Origin of the sequence: Streptomyces acidicola (assembly GCF_009377235.1) — a bacterium.
Lineage (GTDB): Bacteria > Actinomycetota > Actinomycetes > Streptomycetales > Streptomycetaceae > Streptomyces > Streptomyces acidicola.
Genome location: NZ_VMNX01000272.1, coordinates 1 through 11,967, shown reverse-complemented (window position 1 = coordinate 11,967; position 11,967 = coordinate 1). Strand labels below are relative to the sequence as shown.

Below are 11,967 nucleotides of genomic sequence, written 5' to 3'. Positions count from 1 at the left end.
ACCCGCTCCCCCACACCCCACGCCGTGACCCGCCACAGCGCCTCCACCAGGATGTCGCGGCTCATCTTGGAGTCACCGAGCTCCCGCTCGACGAAGGTGATGGGCACCTCGACGACGTGGTACCCCGCCTTGATCGCCCGGCGGGCGAGGTCGACCTGGAAGCAGTAGCCCTGGGAGGCGACCTCGTCGAGGCCGAGGCCTTCGAGGGTCTCGCGGCGGAAGGCGCGGTAGCCGCCGGTGATGTCGCGCAGCGGCAGATCGAGAGCGAGCCGCGAGTAGAGGCTGCCGCCGCGGGAGATGTACTCGCGGGACTTGGGCCAGTTCACCACACGCCCGCCCGGCACCCAGCGGGAGCCGAGGACCAGGTCGGCGCTCTTGAGGGCGGTGAGCAGGCGAGGAAGCTCCTCGGGCTGGTGGGAGCCGTCGGCGTCCATCTCGATCAGTACGCCGTAGCCGTGCTCGATGCCCCAGCGGAACCCCGCGAGATAGGCGGCACCGAGCCCTTCCTTGCCCTTGCGGTGCAGCACCTGGACGCGGTCGTCCTTGGCGGCCAACTCGTCCGCGAGCTTGCCCGTGCCGTCGGGGCTGTTGTCGTCGGCCACGAGAACGTGCGCCTCGGGGACGGCCTTCCGCACCCGGCCGACGATCGCCTTGATGTTCTCCGCCTCGTTGTAGGTCGGGATGATCACCAAGGCCGTGCCGAGCGGACCGAACTGCCTCTTCTGGGCTCCTGCCGCGAGGGTCCCGTCGCCGTCGTTCACTGCTGCCCCTTCATGTCCGTACGCAGGGGTCCACCATAGTGTCCCCGGCCTGCGCCGACGTGTCGGCACGTGCGCCGGCGGGTGTCGATTCGGCGAGAGCCGGGTGAGCTTGCTCCCCGAGCCTCCTGTGTGTTCCCGGAACGCCCTGTGTGCTGTCCGCAATAAGCGGTCTGTTCTGTCCAGGATGCACCGTCTGTGCTGTCCGGAATGCGGGTCGCACCGCGGCACGCGCGCTCCGGATCGAGGCCGGGTGAATGCCGCTGCGGATCGGGGCCCGGCGCCCTTCGGGCCGACCTGGGACCCGCTGGCTGCGAATCGACCGAAAGCCGTTGTCTACTGAGCGTCCGGGCCCCACCCGGGTCACACCAATCCCCCAGGCTCTCGGCTCCTCCCCCGCTCTCGGCTTCGCTTGAGCGGGAGGGATCCCCATGAGCAGGGAGGGACTTCCCTCTCACTGATGAACATTCCTTCGCCGGGGCGGCCGCGCTGGGCCTGGCTCCCAGTGACGGTGCGCCGGTGCAGCACACCGCCCCTGACCCAGCGGCGCTCCGACGACCGCGCGGAAGGTCCCCGGTCGGACGTCCGGTGGTGGACCCGGCCGAACCTACCCGCCCTCCGCCGTCGGCTGTCAACAGCCGTTCGACCTGCGGTGTTTCACTCAAGCCCCTGGTCAGCGCGGCGGATTCCCAGGTGGCGCGACGGGGCGGCGGACCCCCGATCGGGGCCGCGCCACCCCAGGAGATCACTCGCCCGGCCGTACGAACACGGTCCGCCCGCCCACGACGGTACGCAGGCAGACGGGCAGGTCCGTGCCGGGGCTCAGATCGGGCAGCCCAGGAGTGCCGGAGCGGGGGTCGGTGGACCAGCGGGCCACCCGGTCGTCGGGGGCCTGGACGACGAGCTCGTCGGTGCGCCACACGGCGTAGTCAGCGGGCGCTCCAGGGACCAGGACGCCCGCGTCGTCCCGTCCGACCGCCCGCCAGCCGCCCCGCGTGTGCGCCGTGAACGCGGCACGTACGGACACCCGGTGCTCCGGCGTGCGGTGGAAGGCCGCCGCGCGGACCGTGCCCCACGGGTCGAGCGGCGTGACCGGGCTGTCCGAGCCGAAGGCGAGCGGGACACCGGCGCGGAGCAGGGCCGCGAACGGGTTGAGAGTACGGGCGCGCCGATCGCCCAGCCGCTGCGCGTACATGCCGTCCTCGCCGCCCCACAGCGCGTCGAAGGCGGGCTGTACGGAGGCGGTGAGGCCGAGCTCGGCGAGGGCCGCGATGGTGTCGGGGGTGAGCATCTCAGCGTGCTCGACGCGGTGCCGGGCGGCGCGGACACGGGCGAGACCGACCTTCTCGGCGGCGGCGCGCACACCCTCGACGACCGCGGTCACCGCGGCGTCCCCAATGGCGTGGAAGCCCGCCTGGAGGCCGGCCTCGGTGCACGCGACGACGTGAGCGGCCACAGCCGCAGCGTCCAGGTACGCGGTGCCGGTGTGGTCGGCGTCGGCGTACGGCTCGTGCAGGCACGCCGTGTGCGAGCCGAGCGCGCCGTCGACGAAGAGGTCGCCCGCGGCGCCGACCGCCCCCAGGGCGCGCGCCTTCGCCACACCCTCTTCGGCCTGTTCCGCCCAGTAGCCCACGACCCGCGGACCCGGCTCCTCGGCGGCCAGCCGCAGCAGCCCGGTGAAGTCGTCCTCGGAGGAGATGTCCGGGCCCGCGCATTCGTGGACGGAGCCGATGCCGAGCGAGGCGGCATGGGCGAGCGCCGCGCGCTGGGCCTCGGTGCGCTGGGCGGGAGCGACGGCGCCCAGCGCGGTGGCGCGTACGGCGTGGTGGGCGTCGCGGATGAGCGGGCCGTCCGCGAAGCCCGTGCTCCCGGGGACCAGGTCGAGCAGTGCCGTCGTCACGACCGCCGAGTGCACGTCGATCCGCGAGAGGTACAGCGGGCGCCCACCGGTCGCCTCGTCGAGCTCGGCGCGCGTCGGGGGCCTGCCGCCGGGCCAGCGGGACGCGTCCCAGCCGTGGCCGAGGAGTACGCGGTCGTCGGGGCGGGCGGCCGCGAACTCGCGCACGAGGGCGAGGGCCGCCTCCCGTGAGGGCGCGTCGGACAGGTCGAGCCCGGTCAACGCGAGACCGGTGGACGTGGTGTGGACGTGCGCATCGGTGAACGCCGGGGTGACCAGTGCGCCGTCGAGGTCGATCACCTCGTCGGCGCCCTCCACGAAGGCGTCGGCCGCTCCTTCGGAGCCGACCCAGGCGATCTGCCCGCGTTCCACGACCATCGCGGTGGCGAACGGGTCGGCGGGGCTGTGGACTTCTCCACCGCGCAACAGCACGGTGTCCGACGAGGCGGTGCTCTCACTCATGGGAACAGTCTCGCGCCTCGGGTTCACAGCCCGGCGCACGGGGCGCCCGAGCGCCGCACACGCCCTCACGGACGTCGCTGCACGCGCTCCTCAGATGCGCGGGGGCCGGGCCTCGTACGGCGTCGACAGCACCACGGTCGTACGCGTCGACACCCCCGCCAGCGACCGCAGCCGCGCCAGCAGCTCCTCCAGTTCGTGGGGGGTGGCCACGCGGACCTTGAGGATGTAGTTCTCGTCGCCCGCGACGCTGTGGCACGCCTCGATCTCCGGGACGCCGGCGAGGCGTTCGGCGATGTCGTCGGGGGCGCTGGGGTCGAACGGTTTCACCGAGATGAACGCGGTCATGGGCAGCCCGACGGCCTCCGGGTCGACGACCGCGGCGTACCCGCGGATGACACCACGCTGCTCAAGCCGGCGCACCCGCTGGTGCACGGCGGACGTGGACAGGCCCGTGGCCTTGCCCAGGTCGGTGTAGCTCATCCGCCCGTCCTCGACGAGCAGCTGCACGATCTGTCGGTCCAGCTCCTCCATGGCGCAAGAACCTACAGGGCGGTTGATCTCCTCGGATACCTGAGCGGCGCAGGTCATACCCGGTTCGTGATGTGGCTGAGAGCGCTCTGTGAGCCGTGCGGGTGACGGACCGGGCGCATCGGGCACCTGCGATTGGCATGTGACGAACGCCACAGCAGCCGAACAGGCTTCGTGATGTCTTCGTGATTACCCCCGAGACGGGACGGGAAGTGCTTGCTGTGGTCGAGGCCGCAGTGCCTTCACGGCCCAGCCCGAGGGGGAGTAACCCATGCAGAGTCTTAAGCGCCTTGGTCGTACCGCGCCCAAGCGCCAGCAGCCGGTCGTCGAGCCCGAGCCGGAGGGCGTCGAAACCGACGACGAGTTCGACGCCTACGACACCCTTGAGATGTACCGGGTGATCTGCCCGGACTGCGCGCAGCCCATCGCGCTCCTCGCGGACGAGGAGGTCCTGCCGGAGCACGCGCTGTGTGCCTCGCCGTGGAACCCGTTCGGGCTCACGGTCTGCGCCGGTACGGGCCGCACGGCGGCCGAGGCCCGGTCCGCCGACGAGTCCGAGGAGCTCCAGGAGCAGGACACCGCCCTCCTGTTGACGCTCCCTCAGGGGCTCGACTGGCGGACGCAGCCGTTCTCCCACGTCGGCGGCCCGGGATCGCGCCCGATGCGGATGCCGGCCATTCGACGCCAGATGGACCACCGCCAGGCCGCCTGAGTCAGAGCGCCGCCGCGAGGGCTGTTCAGCCCGTTTCTTGCCAGTAACCGCCCTGCACCATGGATCGCAGACTGCCGTGGTGCAGGATCAGCGTGTCCGGCTCCGCCGGGACGGCGACCTCACCGAAGTACGCCTGGCAGTGTGGCCGGTGAGGGGTGCGGTGACAGCCCGTCAATCGTCCATGCGTAGTAGGCATGTTGGGCGACGAGACGGTCATCGGGCACGGCGGGCCTCCCTGGGCGCACGACGGTCGACGTCGCCGGGAGGGGTGCGAACTCCGGCGGTCCGGTTGACGGTACGTCGGACAGCCGTCGTGGGTCAGAGTCGTGACACGTGTCGACGGCGTCCCGTCGTACGGGACGGTGGGCACGGTCCTGAACGCCCTCGCCGTGTACCCCCGTACGAGGTCACCGTGGACACACACCCGATTCCCGGGAGCGGTGACCGGCCCGCCCGCACCCGCGTTGCCCCGGTATGACCCCCACCTCGTCCACGACCGGGCGTCACCGTCACCTACCTGTCCTTCCGCCCCCGGGACCATCGGTTTCCCGCCGGCCCGCGCTCCCGCAGGACCCGCCCATCTACAGCGCGCTGATGCGGATCTGGGCGGACCGGGGCCGCACACTGCCGGGGCACCGCGACCCGGAGTGGATCCGGCTGGCGGCGCCCCCGAGCGGCCCCGCCCAGTTCACCAGGCTCGGGGACCCGTTCGGCTCGGGCCCGCCCTTCGGCGTGACCCGTGATCCGCTCAGCGCGACTCGGGACCCGCGAGGTGACGGGCGATGACCATCCGCTGGATCTGATTGGTGCCCTCGACGATCTGGAGCACCTTGGCCTCGCGCATGTACCGCTCGACCGGGAAATCCGCCGTGTAGCCGTACCCGCCGAGGACCTGGACGGCGTCCGTGGTGACCTTCATCGCGGTGTCGGTGCAGTGCAGCTTCGCCATGGCCGCCTGCTTGGAAAAGGGCCGGCCGGCATCGCGCAGCCGGGCCGCCGCCAGGTAGAGCGCCCGGCCCGCCTCGATCTGCGTCGCCATGTCCGCGAGCATGAAGCGCAGCCCCTGGAAGTCCGCGATCGGCCGTCCGAACTGCAGCCGCCCAGTGGCGTACGCGACGGCCTCGTCGAGCGCCGCCTGGGCCAGGCCGATCGCACAGGCCGCGATGCCGAGCCGCCCGGAGTCGAGCGCGGACAGGGCGATGGCGAAACCCTGACCCTCGTCGCCGATCCGCCGATCGTCGGAGATCCGCACCCCGTCGAGGTGGATCTGCGCGGTGGGCGAGCCCTTCATCCCCATCTTCTTCTCGGGCACGGCGGCGCTCAGCCCCTCGGCGTCCCCGGGGACCAGGAAGGCCGTGATCCCTCGGGCGCCCTCGGCGCCGGTGCGTGCCATGACCGTGTAGAAGTCGGCGATGCCGCCGTGCGTGATCCACGCCTTGGTGCCATGGAGGACCCAGTCGTCGCCCTCCCGTACGGCCTTCGTGCGCAGGGACGCCGCGTCCGAGCCCGAGGACGGCTCGGAGAGCCCGTATGCGCCGAGCAGGCCGCCGCCGAGCATCGCGGGCAGGTACTCGGCCTGCCGTTCCTTGCTGCCGTACTGGGCGAGCGCGTGACAGGACAAGGAGTGGACGCTGACGCCGAGGCCGACCGTGAGCCGGGCCGCGGCGAGCTCTTCGAGGACCTGGAGGTAGACCTCGTAGGGCTGGTCACCGCCGCCGTACTCGGAGTCGTACGGCAGGCCGAGCAGTCCCGACTCCGAGAGCAGCGTGAAGAGTTCGCGGGGGAAGTGGCCGGCGTCCTCCTCCTCGGCCGCGTGCGGGGCGATCTCCCGCTGGGCGATCTCACGGACGAGGGAGATCAGATCCCGGGCCTCGTCCGTGGGCAGTTGACGGTCCACCGGCTGCGGGGCGCGGTCGGGCATGGCGACGCTCTCCTCCCTGTCGGGCACTGCGGCGGACGCACCGGGGATGGGGTGGCGCCACCGGGTCTCACTGGCCACGGCCGACGGTCGTCTCCCGGGTCACGGAAGCCGCTGACCAGCGGCTGTGGCGCTTGGAGTATGCCCGATCCGGACCAGCGAGTCACCAGTTAACGGTCGTTCATTACAACACATCGGAAGATCACCGCCATGGGCGCGGCCGGACCGGCGTCACCCGGTCGGAGCCCGGCGGCCGGGCACCGGGCCCGCCGGCGTCAGTGATCGCGGCGGGCGGGCTCCGGGGCCCGGTACGCGGGGTCGAGCTCCTCGATGGCGCGCAGCGTGCCGCCGAGCGTCTTCACCAGCAGTTCGCGCATGGTGTCCCGGGACAGGTCGGGGCCGGCGATCCAGTCCAGGGTGGCGCCCTCGACGCTGCACACCCAGCCCAGGAGGCCCATACGGGGCAGCGCGGCGATGTCGTGACGGCCGTACGCCCCCTCGGCGATGGTCGCGACGATCGCCTCGCGCACGCCGTCACGGATGGCGTGCACCTGGGCGTCGAAGCCGACGCCGCCGCTGACGATCGTGCGGTACGCGGCCTGGTTGTTCTCGGCGTAGCGGAGATAGCCGTCGAGGGTGCGGTGCACCCGCTCCTGCGGCGGGAGTTCGAGACCGCTCGCGGCGAACGAGACCAGGTCGGCCACAGAGTCCTCGACGATGGCCAGGTAGTAGCCGCGCTTGGACTTGAAGTAGTAGTAGATCAGCCCTTTGGCGACATGTGCCTGACGCGCTATGTCGTCCATCGACAGCGCGTCGTAGGAGGTGTCGGCGAATAACGTCCGCCCGATGGCGATGAGTTCGGCGCGGCGGGCGAGGGAGCGGTCGGTACCGCGGGTCCGCGTGCCCTCGATCGCGCCTGGTTGACTGCTCTTCAATTTCGGCCCAAGTCTCCAACGGCCAGCGGGACATGCGCAGTATGGCAGACCGCTGTCAGCCGCCTGTTCGACTCCGATCGCCAGAGTCGGGGGCCGGAAGGGATCGGTGTGGGGCGGACGCGACGGCCGCCGCCGGGACGTCGGTCGCACACCACGGCCCCCGGCGGACCGGGGGCCGTGGCACATCGGTGGGACGACCCGGCTCAGCGCACCCCCACGGCGGCCAGCGCCTGGCGCTGCCGGGTGGTCGGGTGGGCCGGGAAGTACAGGTAGCAGACGCCGCCGGTGCCGGAGACGACCTTGCCGGAGGCGTTGTAGCGCTTGGTCCTGAGCCAGATGTTCTCCCACTCACGCCGCTTGTAGACCCGCCGCACCGCCTCGTTGGTCGGGGAGTTGGGGTCGTTGGCGATCACGTCACCGTCGGCGGTGAAGCCGATCACCGTCATCAGGTGGCCGGCCGTGCCGTAGCCCGCGTCGGTCAGCTCGGTGGCAAGGAACGACTGCGACGTGATGACCGGGATGCCCGCCGCGATCAGCGTCTCCAGGTCCGTGAGCGAACGGAGCCGGGTCACCACGCCCTGGAAGTCCTTGTACGTGGCCGCGTACGCCGCGTTGAAGGGCCAGTTGCCGCAGCCCTCGTACTGGTAGTCGTACGTGAACCGGGCCGCGTGGCACACCTGTGGGTCGGCGTAGTCGGGGTTGACCCAGGCGAGGTCCCCGGCGGTGGGCTTGCGTCCCCAGTACTCGATGATCATCTGCGAGGAGGTGGGGCTGCACCAGGCCTCGCCGCCGTTGTCGTACTCGGGGTACTGCCCCTTGTGGATCTCCTGGGAGTAGCGCGGGACGACCAGTTCCTTCGCGAGCCCTGGGGTGGACTCGGCGACGGTGAAGCGGTCGGGGACGTCGGAGCCCATCGCGCCGAGCCGCCAGACGGTGGGGGTGAGCGCGGTGCCGGGCTTGCGGTGGAGGGTGAGCCGCAGACGGTACGCGACCAGCCGCAGGCCGGAGGCCGGGGCGTCCACGGCGAAGGTGTCCGTCCAGACGCTGCTCTTGCCGTCGCTCTGGCCGTCGACGGAGGTGCGCCTGATGTCCTGGTCGCCGGCCGCCCACCGCCCCATCACGTACCAGGGTGTGTCCGTGCCGTCGGAGTACGTGCCCCGCAGCTCGACCTGGAGCCAGGTGCCGGCCGGGGTGCGGGCGTTCCAGGAGGCGATGGCCTCGGTCGACGGGACGGCGAGCTTGTGGACGGGAGACGTCCACGTCGCGTACTCCCAGCTGGAGGTCGTGCCGGTGTGCGGATCGGTGTAGTCGGTGGTGCCGGCCGGCGCGGCGATCACCAGGCCGGGCCGCTTGCCCGCCACCGCGCGCGTGCCCTTGGCGCTGCCGCCGCGCCAGTCGGTGTACGAGGTCCACGCGCGGTTGTCCACGACGGATGACGGTGCTTTCGCGGGGAGGTCGGGTGCCTTCGCGGGAAGGGCGCCACTCTGCTCGGGGCGGTGCCCCGTGGCGGCCGCGGCCGGGTCGGCGGCTCCCATCGCGGCCGCGGCGACCGCGGCGGCGAGGACGGTTCTGCGGGACGGCTGTGAAGCGCTGGTCATGAGCGGGTGACCCCCAGTGGTCCGAAGCACGGTTGGGACGACGACTGTGGGCCAACTATGGACGCCGGAAGCCGACTTCTGCCAGCACCACGCGCCCCGCCGACTCCCGCACCATTGGTAGGGACCACTGACATCACCCGAGCGGCGGTGAGCGTCACCAAGGAGTGCCGTCGCCCGTCCGCAGTAGAGTCGGCGACCGCGGCGCGCCGGCGTCGCGCCGCCTTCGCACCAGACCAGGGAACCGCCATTCACGCCCTCGCCGCCCGCCTGCGCCGACTGCCACCCTCCTGCGGACCGGTCCGTCTGATCGGGATCGACGGGCATGCGGGCTCCGGAAAGACGACCTTCGCAGAGCGGTTGGCCGTCGCGCTCGACGACGCGCCCGTGCTGCACCTGGACGACATCGCCACGCACGAGGAACTGTTCGACTGGACCGGACGGCTCCTGACCCAGGTGATCGAACCGTTCGGCCGCGGCGAGACGGCGCACTATCTCCCCTACGACTGGCGCGCGCGAAGCTTCGGCGCGCCCCGCCCGCTGCCCCCCGCACCGGTCGTCCTGGTCGAGGGGGTCGGCGCGGGCCGCCGCGCACTCCGCCCGTATCTGGCGCGGCTGCTGTGGCTGGAGGTACCGAACGAGGAGGCATGGGCACGAGGGCGCTCGCGGGACGGGGAAGAGCAGCGGGAGTTCTGGGCGGGGTGGGTCGCCGCGGAGCGCCGGCACTTCGCCGAGGACCCCTCGCGCCCCTGTGCCGATCTTCTGGTTCGGCAGAGGTCAGAGGGGTACGAGGTGCTGCCGGGACCTGCGGGGACTTCAGGATCGACCCTGTTCCTCACGCACGGTAACGGACCATCCGCAGTGTGCTGAACTTGTGAAGCCCCTTGCGCAGGAACTTCCCTCAGTGCTTCAACTCCGCTTGACCCGGGGGCCGTACAGGACTTACGTTCTCAATGTGCGGTCGTCGGAGACCGCCTCAGACGCGAAGCCCCCGGTTGTTCCCCCGTGATCGGGGGCTTCGTTCTGCCCGCACCCTTCTCTCGGGGCGCTTCGGGGACACAAGTCGTTCACCCTCGGTCACCGAGCGCAGTGTGCGCCGTCTGCTCCCACCTCGCAAGACGGGCCGTGCGGCACCCTTCGGTGGGCGACCGACCCGCGGGTACGATGCCCTCGGTGCGACCTTCGGACGGCTGCAGAAACGCACCGTTGCAACTCCCGTCCGCGGCACGACGGTTCGACGAAGGCTGCCACGGGCACCAGCTCGGCAGCATACCGACGGGGGCACGGTTTGTGGGGGACGTGATGGATTTCGGCACGCGGGGCCCCGAGGCCCCGGCCGACCTCGCCTGGCTGCGAGGCGTGGACGCCTACACGATGGGCGCCTATCCGCAGGCGGAGGAGGAGTTCCGCACCGCGGTGCGAATGGATCCCGGGATGGCCGACGGCTGGCTCGGGCTGCACGCGCTGCGGGTGGACACGACGACCGCGCTGCTCAGGATGTTCCGGCACCGGGAGCGCTTCGGGGAGCAGCGCGCCCGCCACCGGCGTACCCTCAACTCCTGGTACTGGCTGGGCTGGTGGGTGCAGCCGGTCCTGGAAAGCCCGCGCGATCTGCTGCTGGCCCACGCCTCGCACTGGCTGGACGGCCGCCATGTCCCGGAGCTGGACCGGGCGCTGGCCGGGCTGCCGCCCGTCGACGCCGACCCCCAGGTCCGCTTTCTGCACGGGTGCCGCGCCTATCTGGTCAAGGACTGGGAGCAACTGGTGCGGCACACCGACCCCTTGATCAACGACCCCATGCTGGGCATCGAGGCGGGCCTCTTCGGCGGCATGGCCCGGGTCCGCCTGGAGATGTACGGCCAGGCGGAGCCGCTGCTGTCCACGGCCCTCATGCGCTGTCGCAGCGAACAGCCGCAGCGCAAGGAGCTGCGGTACTGGCTGGCGCGGGCGCACGAGGGGACGGGCCGGTCGGCCGCCGCGCTCCCCCTGTACCGGGCCGTGCACCGGGTGGACCCCGCCTTCATGGACACCTCCGCGCGGCTCGCGGCGATCGCCGAGGGGGACGGCTACGACGACGCGGCGGACTTCGCGGCGATGGCGCTGTCCGGGGTCGGGGACGTGATGGACGGGCCGGACGGGGTGGACCCGCTGTTCGGTGCCGAGGGCCGGGAGGTGAAGCTCTCGGAGCCGGATCTGCCGCCGGGTGGGCTGCCGCCCGAGACGGTCGACACGGTGGTGCGGGAGAAGTCCATGGCCTCCGGGCAGCCGCTGCCGGCCGGGCCGACCGATCCGGCGCTGCTGGAGGAGGCGCTCGCCGAGCTGGAGCGCATGGTGGGTCTGGAGCCGGTGAAGCGCCAGGTCAAGGCGCTCTCGGCACAGCTGAACATGGCACGGCTGCGGGCGGGGCAGGGCTTACCCGTACAGCCCCCCAAGCGCCACTTCGTCTTCTCCGGCCCCTCGGGCACGGGCAAGACGACGGTGGCCCGCATCCTGGGGCGGGTCTTCTACGCCCTCGGTCTGCTCGGCGGCGACCATCTGGTGGAGGCCCAGCGCGCCGATCTGGTGGGCGAGTACCTCGGCCAGACCGCGGTGAAGGCCAACGAATTGATCGACTCCGCGATCGGTGGCGTCCTGTTCGTGGACGAGGCGTACTCGCTGTCCAACTCCGGGTACGGCAAGGGCGACGCGTACGGGGACGAGGCGCTGCAGGTGTTGCTGAAGCGTGCGGAGGACAACCGCGACCACCTCGTCGTGATCCTCGCGGGCTATCCGGAGGGCATGGACCGTCTGCTCGCCGCCAACCCCGGGCTGTCGTCCCGCTTCACGACCCGCGTCGACTTCCCCTCGTACCGGCCCATGGAGCTCACGTCCATCGGTGAGGTGCTCGCCGCGGAGAACGGTGACGTCTGGGACGAGGAAGCGCTCGACGAGCTCCGCTCCATCAGCATGCACGTGGTGGAGCAGGGCTGGATCGACGAGCTCGGCAACGGCCGCTTTTTGCGCACGCTCTACGAGAAGAGCTGTGCGTACCGTGATCTGCGTCTGTCGGGGTATCCGAGCACGCCGACGCGGGACGACTTGTCGACGCTGCGGTTGCCGGATCTGATGCAGGCGTATGGGGAGGTTCTTTCGGGGCGGGGGCCGCAGGATCCGTCGGGGATG

General features: G+C 71.6%; 9 protein-coding genes. 3 read left to right on the top strand and 6 right to left on the bottom strand.

What is annotated here, in order from left to right:
• From FPZ41_RS40020 to FPZ41_RS40010, 3 genes are all read right to left on the bottom strand, one after another.
• A partial coding sequence (locus FPZ41_RS40020; protein ID WP_322621335.1) for a polyprenol monophosphomannose synthase occupies nt 1-761 on the bottom strand: 761 nt, incomplete at its 3' end.
• Nucleotides 762-1,503: 742 nt separating this feature from the next.
• Nucleotides 1,504-3,117 (bottom strand): amidohydrolase, encoded by a 1,614-nt coding sequence (locus FPZ41_RS40015; RefSeq protein WP_152868942.1) that lies wholly within the window; start codon nt 3,115-3,117, stop codon nt 1,504-1,506.
• A gap of 90 nt (nt 3,118-3,207) precedes the next feature.
• A complete protein-coding gene (locus FPZ41_RS40010; protein WP_131562340.1) occupies nt 3,208-3,648 on the bottom strand; it encodes an Lrp/AsnC family transcriptional regulator in 441 nt (146 codons plus the stop codon).
• A 268-nt stretch (nt 3,649-3,916) separates the two neighbouring features.
• On the opposite strand from FPZ41_RS40010, the gene FPZ41_RS40005 reads away from it, so the two are divergent.
• Complete coding sequence (locus FPZ41_RS40005) at nt 3,917-4,357, top strand: hypothetical protein (RefSeq protein ID WP_131562338.1); 441 nt, start codon at nt 3,917-3,919, stop codon at nt 4,355-4,357.
• Between the two features lie 748 nt (nt 4,358-5,105).
• On the opposite strand, the gene FPZ41_RS39995 is transcribed toward FPZ41_RS40005, so the two are convergent.
• The 3 genes from FPZ41_RS39995 to FPZ41_RS39985 form a co-directional block, all read right to left on the bottom strand.
• Entirely contained in the window at nt 5,106-6,278 is a 1,173-nt protein-coding gene (locus FPZ41_RS39995) for an acyl-CoA dehydrogenase family protein (RefSeq protein ID WP_152868946.1), read from the bottom strand.
• A gap of 272 nt (nt 6,279-6,550) precedes the next feature.
• Entirely contained in the window at nt 6,551-7,210 is a 660-nt protein-coding gene (locus FPZ41_RS39990; protein WP_152868937.1) for a TetR/AcrR family transcriptional regulator, read from the bottom strand.
• 203 nt (nt 7,211-7,413) lie between these two features.
• A complete protein-coding gene (locus FPZ41_RS39985) occupies nt 7,414-8,808 on the bottom strand; it encodes a peptidase C39 family protein (RefSeq protein ID WP_152868936.1) in 1,395 nt (464 codons plus the stop codon).
• A gap of 246 nt (nt 8,809-9,054) precedes the next feature.
• Here FPZ41_RS39985 and FPZ41_RS39980 point away from each other — a divergent pair, with 246 nt between their 5' ends.
• Nucleotides 9,055-9,675, top strand: a complete 621-nt coding sequence (locus FPZ41_RS39980) for a uridine kinase family protein (RefSeq protein WP_322621336.1) — start codon at nt 9,055-9,057, stop codon at nt 9,673-9,675.
• 432 nt (nt 9,676-10,107) lie between these two features.
• Nucleotides 10,108-11,967 (top strand): AAA family ATPase (locus FPZ41_RS39975; RefSeq protein WP_152868934.1); only part of this gene is annotated, 1,860 nt, incomplete at its 3' end.